General features: G+C 71.1%; 18 protein-coding genes. 9 read left to right on the forward strand and 9 right to left on the reverse strand.

Translation table 11 applies throughout. The features are described from left to right. Both ACFFGH_RS30760 and ACFFGH_RS30765 read right to left on the reverse strand, forming a co-directional pair. Positions 1–3,198, reverse strand: coding sequence for an ATP-dependent helicase (locus ACFFGH_RS30760; protein ID WP_386676071.1), 3,198 nt, complete (start codon positions 3,196–3,198; stop codon positions 1–3). Further along, positions 3,191–6,355, reverse strand: coding sequence for an ATP-dependent helicase (locus ACFFGH_RS30765; protein ID WP_386676073.1), 3,165 nt, complete (start codon positions 6,353–6,355; stop codon positions 3,191–3,193). Before ACFFGH_RS30765 ends, ACFFGH_RS30760 begins: the two co-directional genes overlap by 8 nt. 105 nt (positions 6,356–6,460) lie before the next feature. On the opposite strand from ACFFGH_RS30765, the gene ACFFGH_RS30770 reads away from it, so the two are divergent. Next, positions 6,461–6,685, forward strand: a complete 225-nt coding sequence (locus tag ACFFGH_RS30770; protein WP_386676075.1) for a DUF3107 domain-containing protein — start codon at positions 6,461–6,463, stop codon at positions 6,683–6,685. Positions 6,686–6,687: 2 nt separating this feature from the next. Continuing rightward, positions 6,688–6,978: a hypothetical protein gene (locus ACFFGH_RS30775; protein WP_386676077.1), complete on the forward strand. Its 291-nt coding sequence runs from the start codon at positions 6,688–6,690 to the stop codon at positions 6,976–6,978. A 17-nt stretch (positions 6,979–6,995) separates the two neighbouring features. On the opposite strand, the gene ACFFGH_RS30780 is transcribed toward ACFFGH_RS30775, so the two are convergent. Then, the gene (locus ACFFGH_RS30780; protein ID WP_386676079.1) at positions 6,996–7,712 is read right to left on the reverse strand and encodes a ferritin-like fold-containing protein; all 717 of its coding nucleotides are present in this window, start codon (positions 7,710–7,712) and stop codon (positions 6,996–6,998) included. A gap of 120 nt (positions 7,713–7,832) precedes the next feature. Here ACFFGH_RS30780 and ACFFGH_RS30785 point away from each other — a divergent pair, with 120 nt between their 5' ends. Then, positions 7,833–9,266 carry a DEAD/DEAH box helicase gene (locus ACFFGH_RS30785; RefSeq protein ID WP_386676081.1) on the forward strand — a complete coding sequence of 478 codons (1,434 nt, stop codon included), beginning with the start codon at positions 7,833–7,835 and terminating at the stop codon, positions 9,264–9,266. A gap of 29 nt (positions 9,267–9,295) precedes the next feature. Here the strand turns inward: ACFFGH_RS30785 and ACFFGH_RS30790 are convergent, their stop codons facing one another. Beyond that, positions 9,296–10,147 carry a PHP domain-containing protein gene (locus ACFFGH_RS30790; RefSeq protein ID WP_386676083.1) on the reverse strand — a complete coding sequence of 284 codons (852 nt, stop codon included), beginning with the start codon at positions 10,145–10,147 and terminating at the stop codon, positions 9,296–9,298. A gap of 32 nt (positions 10,148–10,179) precedes the next feature. On the opposite strand from ACFFGH_RS30790, the gene ACFFGH_RS30795 reads away from it, so the two are divergent. After that, positions 10,180–11,187, forward strand: a complete 1,008-nt coding sequence (locus tag ACFFGH_RS30795) for an endonuclease/exonuclease/phosphatase family protein (protein ID WP_386676085.1) — start codon at positions 10,180–10,182, stop codon at positions 11,185–11,187. Positions 11,188–11,344: 157 nt separating this feature from the next. Continuing rightward, entirely contained in the window at positions 11,345–12,814 is a 1,470-nt protein-coding gene (locus tag ACFFGH_RS30800; protein WP_386676087.1) for an aminopeptidase P family protein, read from the forward strand. 93 nt (positions 12,815–12,907) lie between these two features. Here the strand turns inward: ACFFGH_RS30800 and ACFFGH_RS30805 are convergent, their stop codons facing one another. Beyond that, entirely contained in the window at positions 12,908–13,405 is a 498-nt protein-coding gene (locus ACFFGH_RS30805; RefSeq protein WP_386676089.1) for a YflT domain-containing protein, read from the reverse strand. Between the two features lie 58 nt (positions 13,406–13,463). On the opposite strand from ACFFGH_RS30805, the gene ACFFGH_RS30810 reads away from it, so the two are divergent. Genes ACFFGH_RS30810 through ACFFGH_RS30820 form a run of 3 tightly spaced genes read left to right on the forward strand, consistent with a single transcriptional unit; the run spans position 13,464 to position 16,504 of the window. Further along, positions 13,464–14,792 (forward strand): magnesium transporter MgtE N-terminal domain-containing protein, encoded by a 1,329-nt coding sequence (locus tag ACFFGH_RS30810; protein ID WP_386676091.1) that lies wholly within the window; start codon positions 13,464–13,466, stop codon positions 14,790–14,792. Beyond that, the gene (locus ACFFGH_RS30815) at positions 14,779–15,285 is read left to right on the forward strand and encodes a DUF1003 domain-containing protein (RefSeq protein WP_386676093.1); all 507 of its coding nucleotides are present in this window, start codon (positions 14,779–14,781) and stop codon (positions 15,283–15,285) included. Before ACFFGH_RS30810 ends, ACFFGH_RS30815 begins: the two co-directional genes overlap by 14 nt. After that, the gene (locus tag ACFFGH_RS30820; RefSeq protein WP_386676095.1) at positions 15,278–16,504 is read left to right on the forward strand and encodes an Mrp/NBP35 family ATP-binding protein; all 1,227 of its coding nucleotides are present in this window, start codon (positions 15,278–15,280) and stop codon (positions 16,502–16,504) included. Before ACFFGH_RS30815 ends, ACFFGH_RS30820 begins: the two co-directional genes overlap by 8 nt. Positions 16,505–16,520: 16 nt before the next feature. Here ACFFGH_RS30820 and ACFFGH_RS30825 read toward each other — a convergent pair whose 3' ends face one another. Beyond that, the gene (locus tag ACFFGH_RS30825; protein WP_386676096.1) at positions 16,521–16,889 is read right to left on the reverse strand and encodes a sec-independent translocase; all 369 of its coding nucleotides are present in this window, start codon (positions 16,887–16,889) and stop codon (positions 16,521–16,523) included. Positions 16,890–16,945: 56 nt separating this feature from the next. On the opposite strand from ACFFGH_RS30825, the gene ACFFGH_RS30830 reads away from it, so the two are divergent. Beyond that, positions 16,946–17,575: an O-methyltransferase gene (locus tag ACFFGH_RS30830; protein WP_386676098.1), complete on the forward strand. Its 630-nt coding sequence runs from the start codon at positions 16,946–16,948 to the stop codon at positions 17,573–17,575. A 52-nt stretch (positions 17,576–17,627) separates the two neighbouring features. Here ACFFGH_RS30830 and ACFFGH_RS30835 read toward each other — a convergent pair whose 3' ends face one another. From ACFFGH_RS30835 to dapE, 3 genes are all read right to left on the reverse strand, one after another. After that, complete coding sequence (locus tag ACFFGH_RS30835; protein ID WP_386676100.1) at positions 17,628–17,801, reverse strand: DUF3117 domain-containing protein; 174 nt, start codon at positions 17,799–17,801, stop codon at positions 17,628–17,630. 105 nt (positions 17,802–17,906) lie between these two features. After that, positions 17,907–19,133 carry a mannosyltransferase family protein gene (locus tag ACFFGH_RS30840; protein ID WP_386676101.1) on the reverse strand — a complete coding sequence of 409 codons (1,227 nt, stop codon included), beginning with the start codon at positions 19,131–19,133 and terminating at the stop codon, positions 17,907–17,909. Continuing rightward, entirely contained in the window at positions 19,115–20,212 is a 1,098-nt protein-coding gene (gene dapE / locus ACFFGH_RS30845; RefSeq protein WP_386676103.1) for a succinyl-diaminopimelate desuccinylase, read from the reverse strand. The genes ACFFGH_RS30840 and dapE overlap by 19 nt, the downstream gene beginning before the upstream one ends. Positions 20,213–20,263: the final 51 nt, after the last annotated feature.

Genomic DNA, 20,263 nt, shown 5'->3' on the forward strand with positions numbered 1-20,263 from the left:
TCAGGCGCGTGGGCTCATCGCGGCGCGCCAGCGGGCGCGGAGCTGCTCCTCCGTCTCGAGGGTGTCGGGGCGGACGACCGCGTCGTCTGCGACGAAGTAGAACACCGCATCCACGAGCTCCGGATCCACACCCTTCCAGCGGGCGAAGGCCAGCCGGTAGAGCGCCAGCTGCAGCCGCTTGCCGGCCAGGTCGTCGGCGTCGCGGGGTGCCTTGCCGGTCTTCCAGTCGACGATCTGGAACCGGCCGCCGTCCTCGTAGACGGCGTCGATCTTGCAGACCAGCACATGGCCCTCGAACTCGATGTGCAGCTCCCGCTCCACCTCGACCGGGCGCCGCGACGACCACTCCGACCGCTCGAAGATCTGCTTCAGCCTGGCCAGCTGCGCCTCGTCCTCCAGCGGGGCGCCGCTGTCGTCCCGCTCCGCGGGTGCGGCATCCAGCTCCTCACTGCCGCCGCGGACACCGAACCGCTCCTCGACCCAGTCGTGGAACAGCGTGCCCAGCCTGGTGGCCCGGTACGGGCGCTCCGGCATCGGACGCCGCAGGGTCCGGGCGATGCCGGCCGGGTCGGTGACGTAGTCCTTGAACCGCGACGCGGGCACCCGGATCGGCAGCCGCACGGCGGCCTCGCCGCGGAGCCGCTCCGCCCGCTCAGCCAGCAGCACGTCGAGGTCCCGCTTCCAGTGCCCTTCCGCGCCGGGACGTGCGGTGCGCACCAGCTCGGCGGCACGCTCGACCGCCTCACGGCGTCCGCCGAGCGGGTCCCGGGGCCACAGAAAGCGGGTCACCTGCTCACCGAGCGGGTTCTCCTCGAGCGCCGTCTCCAGCGGCAGCTCCGGCAGCAGTCCGGCGTGCACCAGATCGGTGAGGAAGACGCTCGGCTTCCGGCACGACTTCTGCGTCGCCCAGAAGGATGCGGAGAGCAGCAGCGAGTGACGCGCGCGGGTGACGGCGACGTACGCCAGCCGCCGCTCCTCGAGCTGCTGCCGGTCCTTCACCTCCCGCTTGAAGACGTCGACTGCGTCGATCAGCTCCTTGCGGGTGGTGACCGACCGCCAGCCCAGCACCGGAAGCTCGCTGCGGTCGCCGCGGAACTCGTACGGCAGCCCGCCGAACGACAGCCACCCCGAGGTGCCGTCGAGCGGCTTCGCCGGCAGCTCGTCGGCGACGAGCCGCGGCACTGCCACAAGGTCCCACTCCAGGCCCTTGCTGCCGTGGATGGTGAGGATCTGCACGCTGCCCGGCTCCGGGTCCTCGGGGCGCGGGGACAGGTCGTCGCGCTGCTCGGCTTCACGCAGCCAGGCGAGGAAACCGCCGAGCGTCGCGACGTCGTCGACGGCGAGGTAGGAGCCGACGGCGTCGAACAGCGCCTCGAAGTTCGCGGTGCCGACCGGCAGCGACTCATTGGCGCCGACCTCGATGTCGAGGAGCAGCTCCTGCTGCACGAAGCTGACGAAGTCGAGGAGGTCGAGGCCGGCGCGGGCACGGAGCCGCGCAAGGGTCCGTCCGGCATCCTTCAGCCGCACGAGACCCTCGGCGCTGAAGGCGGCGAACTCGGAGTGCTCGTTCCGGCTCGCGAGGAAGTCGAGGGCGTCCACGATGGAGCCGCCCTCATTGTCGGCGAAGGAGGCGCGCATCGTGTCGCGCACCTCGTCGTCGATGCGGCGGCCGGCGTAATCGCGGCCGTCCAGCCAGGATGCGAGCGAGTGCAGCGCGTGCAGGTCCCGCACCCCGATCCGCCACTTCGATCCGGCGAGCAGCCGCACCAGCTCTGACCCGGCGGTCGGGTCGTGGACGACCCGCAGGGCGCTCACCAGGTCGGCGATCTCCGGCTCCTGCAGCAGCCCGCCGACGCCGAGCACATGGAACCTGACGTCGTGCTCGCGGAACGCGGTGAGCAAGAACGGCAGCGTCTTGCGGGCGCGGAGCAGCAGCGCGGCGGTGGCGCCGGGCCGCTCATCGAGCCCCGCACGGAACCAGCGGGCGATCGCATCCGCCTCTTCAGTGATGGTCTCCTCGACGACGACACGCACCGGGAGATCCGTGGCGGTCGGCCCCGCCTTCAGCCGGTCGACCCGCACCCTGGAGCGGGCGGTGAGCGGCTTCACCAGCTCGTTGGCGATGTCGAGGATGCGATGCCCGTTCCGCCAGCTGGTCGACAGCGAGAACCGCTCCACCCCGTCGGCGGAGAAGTGCTCGGCGAACTCGTCGAGGTTGGCGGCGCTCGCACCGCGCCAGCCGTAGATCGACTGGTGCGGGTCGCCGACCGCCATGACCGGCCGGTCGCGGAACAGGGTGGCCAGCAGCCGGGTCTGCACCACACTGGTGTCCTGGTACTCGTCGAGCAGCACGACCGTGAACTCGGTGCGAAGCTCCTCGCCCACCCGCGGGAAGCGCTCCGCGATCTGCAGCGCGAGGGCCACCTGGTCCGAATAGGCGACGACGCCGCGGCGCTGCTTGGCCTCGGCGAGCTCGGCGGCGAGCCGGCACAGCTGCGGCAGCGCGCCGACCTCGCCGGCGATCCGGCTCACCTCCTCGTACGCCCCCTTGCCGCCGGGCGGCAGCCCGTCGAGCGCGGCGAACTCCCGCGCGAAGTCCGCCACCTGATCGCCGTCGGCGACGTTCTCGCTGAGGGCCGCGTCGAGCGCCAGCACCGCCTTGGTGAGCGCGTCGACGCTCTTGTCCGACTCCGGCAGGCGTTCGTCGGTGCTGGCCGTGACGAGAGAGCGGGCCAGCTGCCAGGCGGACGCGTCGCTCAGCACGGCGCCGTCGCTCTCCCGTCCGAGCAGCACGGCGTTGTCGCGGTAGATCCGGTTCGCGAAGGAATTGTAGGTGGCGACGGTCGGCAGCTCGAACGGGTCGTGGCCGGGGACGAGACCGCGCGCGGCCAGCGCGTCGATGCGGTCGCGGATGCGCTCGCCCAGCTCGCTCGCCGCCTTGCGCGTGAAAGTGAGTCCAAGCACCTCCCCGGCGCGGACGTGCCCGTTGGCGAGCAGCCACAGCACGCGGTTGGCCATGGTCTCGGTCTTGCCGCTGCCGGCCCCGGCGACCACCAGGGCCGGTGCGAGCGGCGCCTCGATGACGGCACGCTGCTGCGGGGTCGGGCGCGGGCGGCCGAGCGCGTCGGCGATGTCGTCGGCGGAGAGCGGCACCCGCGGCTCGGCCTCTGCGGGGAGCACCATGGTCGCGTCAGTCACTCGACACCGCCTTCACCACATGCCACCGGAAGCGCGCCTCGCCCGGCTTGTACTCATCCACCTCGAGCAGACCCTCGAACCCGGATGCGGCCATGGCGGTCGCGGCGCGGCGGATGCGCTCCCGGAAGGCGTCGTGCTCCTCCGCCCCGAAAGCGGGCTGCGGGGCTTCGCGGTACGGTTTCGCCTTCACGCCCTTCTTGACGTAGAGGAGCTTGGCGCCGCCGGGCCTGTGGTCTTCACCCAGCCCGTCGAGGCCGCCGTCCGCGTAGGCGAGCTGGTAGGCGGACAGCTGCGCGTAATCCTTCAGCTGCGCCGCGGTGAGGTTGTAGGTGCCGGTCTTCAGGTCGACGATGATCACCCGGCCGTCACTGGCCTGCTCGACCCGGTCGATCTTGCCGCGCACCACCGCGCGGTCGACCTCCAGCTTGAACGAGCCCTCCGCCGACACCAGCCGGCCGCCTTCCGCCTCGAAGTCCTTGAGGTACTGCGCGACGGCGTCGATCATCCTGCGGGCGATCCGCCGCTGCTGCGCGCCGAGCCACTCCGCCTCGAACACGAGCTCGTCCCACCGTCCCTCGACGGCGCTCCACAGCTGCTCCGGGTCGGTGCCGGTCGCGGACTCCATCGCCCAGTGCACGACGTTGCCGATGCTCATCGCCACCGATGGGCTGTCGCCGGCGACGAGGTCGATGAACCAGTTGAGCGGCGACTCCTCGAACCGCTCGAGCTTCGACGGCGAGACCGGCACGCGCACGTCGGCGTCGTCGAGATCGAAGAGCGGATCGTCGCTCGACGGCGGGAGCATGCCGTGCCAGTCGACCGGATCGGCGCCCGGCAGCGCCTCCGCGGCGAGGCGGGCGAGGCCGGATGCGGCAGCGGCGCGGGCGGGTTCGGGAACGTGCCGGGCGGTCAGCTCGCGGCGGAGGCGCCCGGTGAGCCCGCGCAGGGAGAGCGGCAGCACGTTGGCGCTGTCGAGCATCCCTGCGCCCTCCGGAGCCAGGGAGAGGAACATGCTCCGGGACTCGTCGTCGTTGACGACGGCGGAGAGCACCACGCGGTTGCGGGCGCGCGAGACGGCAAGCGCGAACATCCGCAGCTCGTCGTCGAGCACCTGCCGGCGTTCGTCGATCGGCGCGTCGGACAGCCCGGTCGCGATCCGCACGAGCGCCCCGGGGCCGAGCAGGGACCCGCGCAGCCGGAGGTTCGGCCAGACGCCCTCCTGCAGGCCGGCGACGGCGACCACCTCGAACTCGCTGCCGACGACGCCGGACGGCGTGGTGACCAGCACCGAGTCGTCGTGCGAGCGCGGGGTGAGCGTGTCGTCGGGCACCTCGGCGTCGAGCAGGGCCTCGAGGAACAGGCGCGGGTCGTCACCCGGCCTGCGCTCGACGAAGTCGCGGGCCGAGGTGAAGAGGGCGAGCACGCCGTCGAGGTTTCGGTTCGCCTCGGCGGCCGTGACGCCTGCTGCGGTGGCCTCCTTGAACCATGGCTCGGCGAGGCGGCTGCGCTCCCAGACGAGCCAGAGCAGCTCCTCGATGGTGGCGCCGTCGCGGTCCGCGGCGCGCACGCGGTCGAGGAGGGCGGCCATCGATGCCGCCGCGCGCCCGAATCTCGAGTCGATGGTGGCGACGCGCCCGGGCGCGTCGAGCGCCTCGACGAGCAGGGCGTCGCTGGAGCGGGTGCCGGCGCCGGCGAGCTCCTCCTGCCGGAGCGCGAGCCGGAGCTTCCGGAGACTCAGCCGGTCGAGCCGCCCGAACGGCGACAGCAGCAGGTCCGCCGCCCGCTCCGGTGTGAGGTCCGCCCGGCCGAGCGCGACCTCGAGCAGCGACAGCAGCGCCCGGGCGGCGGGGTCCTCCCGCACGGGCCGGCCGCTGAGGGATGTCCGGGTCGGGATCTCGGCGAGCGCGAACGCTTTGGCGATCGCAGGAACCAGTGCGCCGCTGCGCACGACGACGGCCATCTCGCCCCACGGCACCCCACCCAGGAGGTGCTGCTCGCGGAACTCGCGGGCGAGCGTCGCGTATTGCCGTGCGGGAGTTGCCGCCTCCACCACCAGGACCGGCTCGGGGCGCCGTCCGTGCGGAACGACGCCGCCCGCATCCGCGTCGCCGGCTGCGACCGGCGCGGGGCGTGCGGCCGCACGGCGCTGCGGCCCGGCGGCCGCCGTGCCGATCCGGTCGGTCACGTTCGACACGAGCCCGCGCAGCAGCTCGCCGTGGCGGTGGACGGTGGCGAGCGTCAGCCGCCGCAGGGCGGGATCCTCCAGCCGGCCCGCGAGAGCGCCGATCGCTTCGGCGGTGCCCCCGCGGAACGAGTTCGACGCGACGTCGGGGTCACCGAATGCGATCACCGGCACCCCGCGGGCGGCGATCGCGGTGATGAGCTGCAGGATCGACTCGGTCGCCTCCTGCAGGTCGTCGATCACCAGCAGACGCAGGCTCGACACCTCGTCACCCGGGCCGCCGGTCGCGACCGCGGCGGTGGCGAACGCCATCAGCTCGGCAGGGTCGAGCTGCGGCGAGGTGGAGTTCGCGACGACTGCGAGGTACTCGTCGAAGAAGTCGGCGGCCGCGACCCACTCCGGTCGCTTGTGGTCCGCGGCGGCGGCGCGGAGCTGCTCCGGGCCGATGCGGAACTCGGTGGACCGCATCATCAGCTCCCGCAGCTCGGTGCGGAACGTGCGCAGCGAGCGCACCTCTTCCCCCAGCTGCTCCGGCCACACAGGGCCGGTGCCGTCCACCAGGTGTCCCTCGAGCAGCTCCCGCAGGATCGCGTCCTGACTGCCGCCGGTCAGGAGCGTCGGCGGCTCGGCGCCCGCCTCCACGGCGGCGCGGCGGGCGAGCGCGAACGCGAACGACGCCGGCGTCCGGGCCAGCGGACCGGTGGTCGGCACCCGCAGGCGCAGCGCCAGGCGGTCGCGGAGACGCGTCGCCGCCAGCCGGGTGGGCGCCAGCACCAGCACCTGATCCGGCGACAGTCCGCGGTGCAGCACCCGGTGGGCGATCAGCTCGATCAGGGTGGTGGTCTTGCCGGTGCCGGGAGCACCGAGGACGGATGCGCTGGCATCGAGCGGCAGGTCGAGCACCGCCTGCTGCGACGCGTCGAGCTGCCGAGCCGCCGGCTCGGCGGACCCCGCCTCGATCAACCCCCGCTGCACCCCATCACGATAGGCGAGGGTTCCGACAGCGCCGGCGCGACCATCCGTTCTGCCGCAAGAGAACAGGGCCCCGGACGGGCATTGAGCGTGCCGTAATCTTGGCTCGTGGACATTCGCATCGGCATCGCCAACAGCCCCCGTGAGATCAGCTTCGAGTCGTCGCAGGCACAGGCGGAGATCGAGAAGTCCGTCGCGGACGCGCTCGACTCCAAGAGCACCTTCCTCCGCCTCTCGGACGACAAGGGCAAGGCGTACATCGTCCCGGTCGCGTCGCTGGCCTACGTGGAGATCGGCTCGGAGGAGTCCCGCCGCATCGGCTTCGTCGCGTAGCGATGGAGCTGCTCTTCGTCACCGTGATCGGCGCCGGGATCGGATTCATCGTGCGCTACACGATGCCGGGTCGCGAGCACCACGGCGCGCTGCTGCTGCCCGCCGTCGCGGCGGCGACCACCGCTGCCGTGTGGGTCGCCCTGCTGTGGGCGGGCCTGACATTCGACGGCGGCTGGATCTGGCTGATCAGCCTGGCGGCCGCCCTCGTCGTGTCGGTCGCACTGGCGCTCCTGCTCCCCCGCCGCCGCGTCGAGCACGACCAGCGCCTCCTGCACCGCCTCCTCAACGCCTAATGTCCCTCGATGGGGTCTTACGCGGTGAGGCCGAGGTTGTCCATCCGGCGGGTGTGCGAGGCGATGAGCTCCGTGAACACCGGCTCGATCCGCGCCTCTTCGGTGTCGTGGTCCGATCCGAGCACCAGGGCTGAGCGGGCGATCAACATGGTGTCGCCGACGAGTCGCCGGCCCCACATCGCAAGCCGGGAGGACAGCCGCGGATTGGCGCCGACGGCATCGAGCACCAGGTCGACGAGCTCCTTGGCCTCGAGATCCTGGCGAAGGATCGCGACAGCCCGCGCGCCCGCCTCGCCGCTCAGCCCGGCACCGAGCCGAACGAAGAAGTCGTCGAGGAAGCCGGCGGTCACGTAGCAGCTGACGAGCGTCTCGTACCAGTCGTTGCCGCGGGTGACCCGCTGGAACTCGTGCACACCGGCCGCGAAGGGCTCCATCGCCTGCACGGGGTCCAGCTCGCGGCGCTCCAGTTCGATGACGAGCTTGCGGTGCTTTTCGAGGGCGCGCCCCGCGACCCTCGCGAGCACCTCTTTCGCCTCAAGCGTCGGCGCGATCGCGGTGGCGCGGCTCAGCGTCTCGAAGAAGCTCAGCTGCAGATACGCCGCGTGCCCGAGGTAGGCCGAGAGCGACGGGGTGAGCTCGGCCAGGTCCACTCGTGCGGTCGGCCGCTGCTCCGAGCGGGGGGTGAGTCTTGGAACCTCGATGCGCTCGCGCGCGCGCCGGAACCAGTTCACCACGTCGCCAAGTGTATGGCCACAGCGGAATGGCCGACTGAGGGCCTCTTTCCGCCCGGCCGGGGCGGCGAACCCGGCAGGGTAAACTGGAACCCTAAGACTTCTCTTCAGAACAGGCAACTTTTGACTTTTCGCGATCTTTCGATCGACCAGGACATGGTCGACGCCCTTGCCGACAAGGGCATCCTCGAGCCATTCCCCATTCAGACCCAGACCATCCCCCTCGCGCTGAGCGGTCAGGACATCATCGGCCAGGCGAAGACGGGAACTGGCAAGACGTTCGGTTTCGGCCTCCCGCTGATCCAGCGCCTCGGCGAGAACCCGGAGCCGGGCGTGAAGGCGCTCGTCGTCGTTCCCACCCGCGAGCTCGCCGTGCAGGTGTACGAGGACCTCACCATGGCGGCGAAGAACCGTCCGACGAAGCTCGTCGCCATCTACGGCGGCAAGGCCTACGAGGGCCAGGTCGCCGACCTCAAGGACGGCGCGCAGATCGTGGTCGGCACGCCCGGACGCCTGCTCGACCTCGCCGGTCAGCGCCTGCTGAGCCTCAAGGACGTCGAGACGATGGTGCTCGACGAGGCCGACAAGATGCTCGACCTCGGCTTCCTGCCCGACGTCGAGAAGCTGTTCGCGCAGACCCCGCCGGAGCGGCACACGATGCTGTTCTCCGCGACGATGCCCGGCCCGGTGGTCGCGCTGGCGCGCCGCTTCATGACCCGCCCCATCCACATCCGTGCAACCGACCCGGACGAGGGACTCTGGCAGTCCAACATCAAGCACCTCGTCTATCGCGCGCACTCGCTCGACAAGGACGAGGTCATCGCCCGCATCCTGCAGGCGGACGGCCGCGGCAAGACCGTGATCTTCACGCGCACCAAGCGCGCCGCCGCGAAGCTGGTCGAGGAGCTGAACGACCGCGGGTTCAACGCCGCCGCCGTGCACGGCGACCTCAATCAGGAGCAGCGCGAGCGCGCCATGGCGGCGTTCAAGGCGGGCAAGAAGGACGTGCTCATCGCGACGGATGTCGCGGCGCGCGGCATCGACGTGCTCGACGTGACCCACGTCATCAACCACACCGTTCCCGAGGACGAGAAGGCGTACCTGCACCGCGTCGGCCGCACCGGCCGCGCCGGCAAGACCGGCATCGCGGTCACCTTCGTCGACTGGGACGACCTGCACCGCTGGGCGCTCATCAACCGTGCGCTCGACTTCGGACAGCCGGAGCCGGTGGAGACGTACTCATCGTCACCCCACCTCTTCACCGACCTCGACATCCCGGCCGGCACCAAGGGCCGCCTCCGCGCCTCGACGGCGCAGGCCGCTCCGCCGAGGACCGAGAGCGGACGGCCGGAGGGACGCTCGGAAGGCTCGTCGGGCGGATCCGGCGGTCGTTCCCGCTCACGCTCACGCACCCGCTCCACCGGCGGCTCCGGCACGACCACCGCCGCGCCAGAGCGTGCGGCCGAGACGGTCGCCGGCGACGGCACCGCGGCTCCGCGCCGCCGCCGCCGTCGTCGCCCGAGCGGCGACTCGGGTTCCGCTCCCGCCGCCGGCTGACGCCACCCCTTCGCCGAGTCGCGGAGGAATCAGCCGTGGACGGGGTCGGAGCCTGTCCCGCGAGCGAGGAGCGCCTCCAGCACCTCGGGTTCCGTGGTGTTCTCGGCGAGGGCGTTCACCTTGCCGACGCCGTGGTAGTCGCTGGATCCGGTGACCGCCAGCCCGAACCGCATCGCCATCTCGAGCAGGCGCTTCCGTGCCGCAGGCGGGTTGTCGCGGTGGTACACCTCGAGACCGAACAGCCCGGCGTCGACGAGCACCCGCATCCGCCGGTCGTTCAGCAGCCCAGCGGGTCCACGGGCACCGGCGTGGGCGATCACCGGCACCCCGCCGGCCGCAGCGATGAGCCGCACCGCGTCCACCGGCTCGGGGGCGTAGTGCGGGCGGTAGTACCCGCCCTTCCAGTGCAGGATGCTCTCGAACGCTGCGCTCCGGGTCGGCACGTGGCCCTTCGCCACCAGCGCATCCGCGATGTGCGGGCGTCCGACCGTCGCCCCTGGAACGGTCTGCGCCAGCACGTCCTCCCAGGCGAGCGCGTAGTCCGCCGCGATCCGCTGCACCATCGCCTCCGCCCGGCTCAGCCGCTCGGCGCGGATGCGGGCGGTCTCCGAGATGAGATCCGCGTCGCCGGGGTCGAACAGGTAGCCGAGCACATGCACGGACGCGTAGTCGAGCTGGGCGCTGAGCTCGATGCCCGGAACCAGCGTCATGCCGGTGCCCCGCACCGCTGCGGCGGCCTCCTGCCACCCCGCCGTGGAGTCGTGGTCGGTGAGCGCCACCGTGCCGATCCCCACCGCGGCCGCTGCCCGGATCAGCTGGGTGGGGGTCTGGGTTCCATCGGACACGCTGCTGTGTGTGTGCAGGTCGATGTGTCCGGGCATACCTCGATGCTAAGCGGGGTAGGCTCGCGCCGATGATCGCTCGAGTCCTCGCCGCCGCCGTGCTCGTCGTGGCAGCGATTCTCGGGATGCTGGCGCTCTGGCCGCAGCTGTTCAACGCGGAGCGCACCTTCGGGATCGCCCAGATCGTGTCGCTGCGCGGAGCTGCCGCCGCGATCGCGATCCTCGGGGCCGTATCGCTGACCCTGCTCGCCCTGCTGGCGCCGCTCACCCGTCGCCTGGTGGCATCGCTCGCCCTGCTGCTGCTGCTCTTCGCCGCCGGCAACGCCGCGGTGCTGTCCAGCCGGGGGTTCGGCGGCGAGGGCTTCGAGACCAAGGCGGAGACCGAGCTGACCGTCCTGAGCTGGAACACGCTCGGCGACGCGCCCGGCGTTGAGGGCATCGTGGACCTCGCTCTGGACGCCCGGGCGGATGTCGTGGCGCTTCCCGAGACGACCCTGCCGACCGCGCAGGAAGCCGCGCGGCTGCTCGGTGAGGCAGGCAAGCCGATGTGGCCGCTCACCGTCGCCTTCGACGAGGTCTCAAAGGCACGCAGCACGTCCCTCCTCATCAGCGCCGAGCTCGGCGAGTACCGCGTCGACGACTCCCTCGGCAACACCGGCCAGCTGCCGTCGCTGGTGGCCGTGCCCGTCGACGGGGAGGGACCGATGATCGTCGCCGCGCATCCGGTCGCCCCCATCCGCGAGTACATGCGGCAGTGGCGCCTGGACCTGGAGTGGCTCGCCGGGATCTGCGCGCGCGAGAACGTGATCGTCGCCGGCGACTTCAACGCCACCGTCGACCACATGGACGCGTACGCGGTGGCCGGTGAGCTGGGCGACTGCCGGGATGCGGCGCTCGCCACCGACGCCGCCGCGGTGGGCACCTGGCCCACGTTCCTCCCGCCGCTGCTCGGCGCACCGATCGACCACGTGATGGCCACCCCGAACTGGCAGTTCACCGGGATGCGGGTGATCGAGTCGCGCGACGATCAGGGCAGCGACCACCGCCCGGTGCTCGCCCAGCTCCGGCCTGCCGGGTAGGCACCTCGGTGGGTCAGTTCGACAGGGCCAGGGACCGTGATCGCTCGTTGAGCCGGTCGCTTGTACTGAGCGTGTCGAAGCGGAATGACCGAGCGAGGCGAACTTCACCCGCATGGTCATTTCGACAAGCTCGATGACCGAGAGGGACAATGGATGCATGGCCGAGCAGAAGCCCCCGCGCGCGACTGAGAACCGTTCGACGACCCCGGTGTCCGACACCTTCAAGGACTACATCTCGTCTGGATGGGCGGAGCGCGTCGAGCACACCCCCGCAGAGCGCGAGGTGGCGGCGTACACCGCCGCCCGCCGCGCCCGTATCTCCGAGCTGCACCCGGGCGCCCGGCTGATCATCCCCGCCGGGCCGGCCAAGCAGCGTTCGAACGACACGGACTACGCCTACCGCGCGCACTCCGCCTTCGCGCACCTCACCGGCTGGGGTTCCGCGTCGGTGCCGGGCAGCGTGCTGGTGATGGAGCCGACACCCAACGGGCACGAATCGACCCTGTACTTCCGCGAGGCGGCGGGCCGCGACTCCGACGAGTTCTACGCCAACTCGGACATCGGCGAGTTCTGGACCGGTCCCCGCCCCTCCCTCGCCGCCGTCGCTGCGGAGCTCGGCATCCCCACCCGCCGGCTCGACCGCTTCGCCGACGTGATCGAGCGAATCGACGCAACGACCCTCGTCGTTCGCGAGGCGGACCGTGAGCTCACCGACTCGATCGACGGGCGCCGGCTGCTCGCCGCCGACGTCGAGGCGCTCGAGAACGAGGGCGACGCCTCCCTCGCCCGCGACCTGAGCGAGCTGCGGCTGGTGAAGGACGAGTGGGAGCTGCGTGAGATGCGCGCCGCCGTCGCGGCCACGAAGCTCGGCTTCGACGACGTGATCGCCGACCGCGACGAGATCACCGCCCACCCGCGCGGCGAGCGCCTCGTCGAAGGCACCTTCAACCGCCGTGCCCGCGCCGAGGGCAACACCGTCGGCTACGACACCATCGCCGCCTCCGGCCCGCACGCGTGCATCCTGCACTGGACCCGCAACGACGGCCTCGTGGCCGCCGGCGACCTGATCCTCATCGACGCCGGCATCGAGCTCGACAGCTACTACACGGCGGACATCACGCGCACCCTCCCCGTGTCCGGCATGTTCTCCCCCGTGCAGCGCAAGGTGTACGAGGCGGTGCTGGAGGCGGCGGATGCGGCGTTCGCGATCGTGCGTCCGGGCATCCGGTTCCGGCAGATCCACGCCGAGGCGATGCGGGTGATCGCGGAGAAGACCGCCGAGTGGGGTTTCTTGCCGGTGTCGGCCGAGGAGTCGCTCGACCCGGGCCAGCAGTACCACCGCCGCTACATGGTGCACGGCACCTCGCACCACCTCGGCCTCGACGTGCACGACTGCGCGCAGGCGCGGCGGGACCTCTACCTCGACGGCATCCTGGAGCCGGGCATGGTGTTCACGATCGAGCCGGGGCTCTACTTCCAGCCCGACGACCTGACGGTGCCCGAGGAGTACCGCGGCATCGGCGTGCGGATCGAGGACAACATCGTGGTGACCGAGTCCGGCGCTGAGAACCTCTCCATCGGCATCCCGCGCACGGCCGACGACGTGGAGGCCTGGCTCGCTCGCTGAGCCACGACAGGCACTCGCCGGAACCGGCCCGAATCGGCGGAAGTGGCCCGCCGCGGCGGCCCGGATGCGCCGAACCGGGCCGGATTCAGCGCGCTACGACTCCACGTTCTCCGGGCGGGCCAGCACGTCGCGGGCATTGTCGGCGAGGTTCGGATCGACGATCACCTGGTAGTTCGACGCCAGCACCTGCGTCATCGACGTGAAGTCGTGGGTGCGCCGGTTGATGGCGTACGCGATCAGGCTGAACAGCATCCCGAAGCCGGCGCCGATGAGCGCGGCCGCGCCGAAGAAGGCGAGATTCGTCACCGGGTAGACGAGCAGGATGAGCAGGCCGAAGAACACGCCGAACCACGCACCGCTGGCGGCCCCGGCGAGCGCCGCCCGCCCGTAGGTCAGCCGGCCGGTCACCCGCTCCACCGTCTTCAGGTCGTTGCCGACGATCGAGACCTTGCTGACCTCGAACTCCGCCTTCGCAAGCCGGTCGACGACGCTCTGCGCCTCCTTATAGGTGTCATACGTGCCGACGACCTCACCTCGCGGCAGTTTGGGCTGCGCGACCGTCCGACGACCGAAGGGGTTGGCGTTGCTCATGCCGTCATTGTGGCACGGCTCACACCGACCCTTCTCATGAACCCACTACCCTTCTACCGTGAGTGCCGCACGCGTTTTCGCCGCCAGTCTGGCGGGATGCCCCGTGTTCGATCCGGTCGGCGACCGGGTCGGACGGGTCCGCGACGTGCTCGTCGTGTACCGCAGAACCCGGCCCCCGCGTGTGGTCGGCCTCATCGTCGAGGTGCCCGGCAAGCGGCGCGTGTTCCTCAGCATCGGCCGAGTCACCAGCATCGGCTCAGCGCAGATCATCATGAACGGCGAGATCAACCTCCGCCGCTTCGAGCAGCGCGGCGGCGAGGTCCGCGTGCTCGCCGAGTTCCTCGGCCGCAAGGTCGTGCTCCGCGACCGCTCCGGTGAGGCGACGATCGAGGATGTCGCCCTCGAGCAGGAGTCGCCTGGCGAGTGGGCGATCAGCCAGCTGTTCCTCCGCCGCCCCCGCACCTCCCCCTCGCCGTTCGCGAAGGGGGCGACGATCACCGCCCGCTGGGAGGACGTCCGCGAGAAGACCACGAAGGGCGAACCGCAGAGCGCCGAACAGCTCATCGCCACCTACAGCGACCTGCTGCCCGCAGACCTCGCCTCCACCCTTCTCGACCTTCCGGAGGAGCGTCGCTACGAGGTCGCCGAGGAGCTTCCGGATGACCGGCTCGCCGACGCGCTCGAGGAGATGCCGGAGAAGGAGCAGGTGGAGATCCTCAGCCACCTGGAGGACACCCGCGCCGCGGACGTGCTCGACCAGATGGAACCGGACGACGCCGCCGACCTGATCGCGCAGCTCAGTGACGAGCGCGGCGAGGCGTTGCTCGACCTGATGGAGCCGGAGGAGGCGCAGGACGTGCGCCTGCTGCTGAGCTACGAACCCGAGTCGGCCGGTGGGCTGATGACGCCGGAGCCGATCATCGTCTCCCCCGACGCGACCGTCGCCGAGGGTCTCGCCCTCATCCGCCGGCACGAGCTCGCCCCGGCCCTGGGCGCCGCCGTGTGCGTCACCCTGCCGCCGTACGAGCCGCCGACCGGCCGGTTCCTCGGCATGGTCCATTTCCAGCGGATGCTCCGCTATCCGCCGATGGAACGCCTCGGGACGCTGCTCGACGAGGGCCTCGAGCCCGTGCGCGCCGACTCCAGCGCCGCCGAGGTGGCACGAATCCTCGCCAGCTACAACCTCGTCTCGGTGCCGGTGGTCGACGAGAACCACCGGCTGGTGGGCGTGGTGACGATCGATGATGTGCTCGACTACCTGCTGCCCGCCGACTGGCGAAGTCACGACGCCGAGGAGGACCGGCGCATCCTCGAGAGCGCCTCCACCGGCACCATCCCCGTACGACCGAACCGGCCAGGAAGGAGGATCCCACGTGGCCCGCGCTGAACGAATCGCAGTCGAGTCGGCACCCCGCCGAACGCCGCCGCCCGCTCCCCGCGCCCGCCAGGGCGACCGCCTGGGGCAGTTCTCCGAATCCTTCGCCCGCGCGATGGGCACACCGTGGTTCCTCCTGGGGATGACCGTGTTCGTCATGGTCTGGCTGTCGTACAACACGTGGGCGCCGCCGGAGGCGCAATTCGACCCGCGGGCGCTGAACTACACGCTGCTGACCCTCATCCTGTCGCTGCAGGCGTCGTACGCCGCACCGATGATCCTGCTCGCCCAGAACCGGCAGGACGACCGCGACCGGGTGCAGATCGAGCAGGACCGGCAGCGGGCCGAGCGGAACCTCGCCGACACCGAGTATCTGGCGCGGGAGGTGGTGGCGCTGCGGCTTGCGATGCGCGACATCGCGACCCGTGAGTTCATCCGTGCGGAGCTGCGCAACCTGCTCGAAGAGCTCGACCGCGAGAAGAAGGAAGAGCCTGCGGGTGGCTGACCCTCAGCCCGAACGCTTCCCCGCCGACGTCTCCGGCGCCGATGAGGCGGATGCGGTGCTGGCCGACGGAGTGCTGCGCGCCCTTCACGGCGTGCTCGACCCCGAGATCCGTCGACCGGTGACCGAGCTCGACATGATCAGCGGTGTCCGGGTCGACGCCAGGCGCGCCACAGTGGACGTGCGGCTGACGATCGTGGGATGCCCCGCCGCGCACGCGATCGAGCGGGACGTGCGGAATGCCGCGGCCTCGGTCGCCGGAGTGGACGACGTGGAGGTGCGGGTCTCGGTGATGACCGCACAGCAGCGGAACGCCCTCACCGAGCGGCTGCGCGCCGGACGGCCCCGCGGCATCCAGTTCGGGCCCGACAGCCTCACCAAGGTGTTCGCCGTCACCAGCGGCAAGGGCGGTGTCGGCAAGTCCACCGTCACCGCGAACCTCGCGGTCGCCCTCGCGGCGCGCGGCCTTGCGGTCGGGCTCGTCGACGTCGATGTGTTCGGCTTCTCCATTCCGGGTCTGCTCGGCGTCGAGGACGCGGTGCCGACCCGGGTGAACGACATGATCCTGCCGCCGGTCGCCCACGGGGTGAAGGCGATCTCGATCGGCATGTTCCTGGAGCCCTCCGACGACCCTTCCCCTGGACGGGGCTCAGGACAGGCGACGGGCTCAGGGCAGGCGGGCAAACGGAGACCCCAGGCGGTGTCGTGGCGGGGGCCGATGCTGCACCGGACGGTGCAGCAGTTCCTCACCGACGTATGGTTCGGCGACCTCGACGTGCTGCTGCTGGACCTGCCACCAGGCACCGGGGACGTGGCGATCTCGGTGGGCCAGCTGCTGCCGCACGCGGAGGTGCTGGTGGTCACCACGCCGCAGATCGCCGCGGCGGATGTCGCGGAGCGATCCGGGCTCGCCGCCCGGCAGACGGGTCAGACGGTGTCCGGCGTGATCGAGAACATGGCCGGCCTCGCCCAGCCGGACGGGTCGGTGCTCGACCTCTTCGGCTCCGGCGGCGGCGCTGAGGTGGCGGGACGCCTCGGGGTGCCCCTGCTGGCGTCCGTGCCGATCAGCGTGCCGCTGCGGGTCGGCGGGGACATCGGGGTGCCGATCGTGCTCTCCGACCCGGCGGATCCGGCGGCCGTGGCGCTCACCGCAGTGGCGGAGCAGCTCGCCGGCCGCACCCGCGGTCTCGCCGGCAAGCCCCTCGGGCTCGCCGTCACGTAAGTGGGGGCGCTGAGCCCTAGGTCGCTTCGGAGTCGAACGGGGCCGGCTCGGCGGCCACGACCTTCTGCTTCCGCTGCGCGTACGCCGACTGCCGGGGCGGTTTCACCACGACCGCGGGCGCGGGTGGCTCCTCGTCCTCCAGCAGCGCCTCACGGATGATCCGCCGCGGGTCGTACTGTCGAGGGTCGAGCTTCTTCCAATCGACCTCGTCGAACTCGGGTCCCATCTCCTCGCGGAGGCGATCCCGGGCGCCGTTCGCCATGTCGCGCGCCGAGCGCACGAATCTCCCGAACTGCGCCGCGTAATATGGCAAGCGCTCAGGGCCGAGGAGAAAAACGGCGATGATCCCGATCACCAGCAGTTTTTCGAAGGTCAGCCCAAACACCCGCTCAGGATAACCCGCCAGGGTCACCTCGCAGCGAACACCGTCCGGGAGAACACTTGTCAGACCTAGAGCTCGGCTGGAAGTTCGCGGAGGACTTCCCGATGGAGACCGAGCCACTCGTCGCAGCACGGCTGCACTCCCTCGAGCACGGCGTCGAAGCCGTCTCGCCCGCGATCGGGTCGCAGCTCGCCGTGCTCGCCGCGGCCTCGAACGCACGGCAGATCGTGGAGATCGGCACCGGGCTCGGCGTGAGCGGCTTGTGGCTGCTGAAGGGCGCCCCGCGGGCGACCCTCACCTCCATCGACACGGAGGTGGACTACCAGCATTCGGCGCGCAGGTCGTTCGCCGAGGCCGGCATCTCGCCGAGCCGGGTGCGGCTCATCACCGGCAACGCGCTCGAGGTGCTCCCCCGCATGAACGACGAGAGCTACGACATCGTCTTCATCGACGGGGACCCGCACGCGGTGATCGAGTATGTGGAGCACGGTCTGCGGCTCGCCCGGGTGGGCGGGACGGTGCTGGTGGCCCGTGCGCTGTGGCGCGGTCGGGTCGCCGACCCGACGTCGCGGGATGACACGGCACAGAGCATCCGGGCACTGCTGCGGGAGATCGCCGGCTCGCCGGCGGTGGTGAGCGCCATCTCACCCGCCGGCGACGGCCTGCTCCAGCTGACCCGGCTGAACTAGGCGCGGACGCATTCCGGCCCGACTGCTCGGGCCCGACAGAACGACTCTGGGGTCAGTTCGCGCTCACGACGCCGGCGAGGGCGTCGTGCAGCTCCTTGGCCTCGGCATCATTCACCGACACGACCAGACGTCCGCCGCCCTCGAGCGGCACGCGGACGATGATGAGGCGACCTTCCTTCACAGCCTCCATCGGTCCGTCACCGGTCCTCGGCTTCATGGCTGCCATCGATCAGTCCCCTTTCCACGGTACTGAGTCCATTATCTCGTACGACCGGCCCAAACCCGAAACGGCGGTGTCCGATCCACCCTCGCGGGCCGGCTGCACGAACGCTCACGGCGGGGTCCAGTCGACGCCGTCTGCCCACCAGGCGATGTGCACCCACCCGATCTGACCGAGGATGAACAGCAGCACGACCGCCACCCGGTACACGGGAGCCGTCGGCTGCGCGATCGCGCCGAACAGCGGGAAGGTCGGCAGCAGCAGCCGCGGGGTGCTGGACTGGGGGAAGAACACGGCGAGCAGGTAGAGCACGTAGCTCGCCACCCAGAGCCGCAGGTCGACCCCGAGCCGGCGCACCCATGGCGTGAACATCAGAGCGGCGAATGCTGCGACCGCGATCGCGAGCAGGATCGCTCCGGTCGGCTCCCCCAGCCACCAGTTGGCGCCCTGCACCCACGGCGTGAACGGGATCAGGTGCGTGTATCCGATGTAGGGCGCGCGCCAGGCGAGCTCGGTGTCGGTGTATGCGGTGAGGGACCCGGTGATCGCCCAGGCGATGAGCAGCCATGCGAGCCCCGTCAGCCCGCTGAACACGGCTGCGACGGATGCGGCCACTCGCTCCCGAGCCGGGAACGGGTCCTCCCGTCGCGTCCACCACCGGTAGGCCACGTGCAGCACCATCGTCAGCGCGAACGCGAGACCGGACGGCCGGGTCAGCGATGCGAGGGCGAGGACCGGCAGCAGCATCCAGTACCGGCGCTGCAGCAGCAGGGCGAGCGCCGCGGTGAGCAGGAAGGTGTGCATGGACTCCGCATACGCCACCTGGTACAGCGGCGACAGGGGCGAGAAGCAGAACAGCACCACGGAGAACAGGGCCGTGCTGGACGGCAGCACCAGGTTCATCAGCCGGTAGAGGAGCAGCGCCGCCGCAGCCGCGAACAGCACCGAGACGACCACGGCCACACCTGCGAACGGCGCGCCGGTCAGGGTCATCAACGCCCGCACCAGCGACGGGTAGGCCGGCATGAACGCCCACGCGTTCTCCGCCACGTGCCCGTCATCCGTGAGCGGCAGCTCGCTGGGGTAGCCGGAGACGGCGATGATGAAGTACCAGTGCCCGTCCCAGAGCTTCGCGAAGTCGAAGTAGCCCGGCGACGGTCCGGTCCAGGCGTTCGCCGGCTGCCGGGCAGCGAACGACAGCAGCACGGCGGTGCTGACGATCCGGGAGACGGCGAAGACGGCCAGCACTTTGCCCCACCACGGGGTGAGCACGTAGAGCGTCCCGGCGCGGGCGCGCACTCGGCTCAGCCGCCGGTGGGTCAGCGGGCGCTCAGCCACGCGCGCAGCCCGCGCTCGCAGGACTCGATCTGCGAGACCGGCACCCGTTCGTCGTCGGCGTGCGCCTTCAGCGGATCGCCCGGGCCGTAATTGACCGCCGGGATGCCGAGTGCGGAGAACCGCGCGACGTCGGTCCAGCCGTACTTCGGCTTCGCCGTCCCGCCGACGCTCGCGACGAACTCCTGCGCGAACCGGGCGTCGAGGCCCGGCCGGGCACCGTCTGCGAGGTCGACGATGCGGATGTCGTATCCGTCGAACAGCTCGGAGATGTGTGCCACCGCCTCATCGGTGCTGCGGCTGGGGGCGAAGCGGTAGTTGACGTGCACCATGCACTCGTCGGGGATGACGTTGCCGGCGATGCCGCCGGCGATCCCGACCGCGTTCAGACCCTCGCGGTAGACCAGTCCGTCGACCTCGACCTCCTGCGGCCGGTATGCGGCGAGGGTGGCGAGGATGGGCGCTGCGGCGTGGATCGCGTTCTCGCCGACCCATGCCCGCGCTGAGTGTGCCCGCAGCCCGAACGTGCGGATCTCGGCCCGCAGGTTGCCGTTGCATCCGCCCTCGATGTCAGCGCCGGTCGGTTCCATCAGGATCGCGAAGTCGCCGGTGAGCAGCTCTGGGTGGTTGCGGGCGAGCCGGCCGAGGCCGTTGAGGTCCGCGGAGACCTCCTCGTGGTCGTACCAGATCCACGTCACGTCGATCCGCGGGTCGGCGAGCTCAACGGCGAGCTTCAGCGCGACGGCGACACCCGCCTTCATGTCGACGGTGCCGCGTCCCCACAGGTATTCGACGCCGTCCTCGGTCTCGAATCGGGTGGGGAGGTTCTCGTTCACCGGCACGGTGTCGATGTGCCCCGCGAGGACCACCCGGTGCTCACGGCCCAGGTTCGTGCGGGCGACGACCGCGTCGCCGTCGCGGATCACCTCGAGGTGGGATGCCGTTGCGAGCGCGGCCTGGATGGCATCCGCGATCGCGGCCTCGTTGCCAGAGACGGACTCCAGGTCGCACAGCTGTCGGGTGAGCTCCACGACGGAGGCGGTGGTGTCGAGAACGGGCAGGGTCGGGTCGGCAACCGGCACCCGCCCAGTCTAGGCGGCACGGTTCCGCCGGTCTCCCGGCCGGTACGCTGG

It is taken from the genome of Lysobacter korlensis (assembly GCF_042434515.1).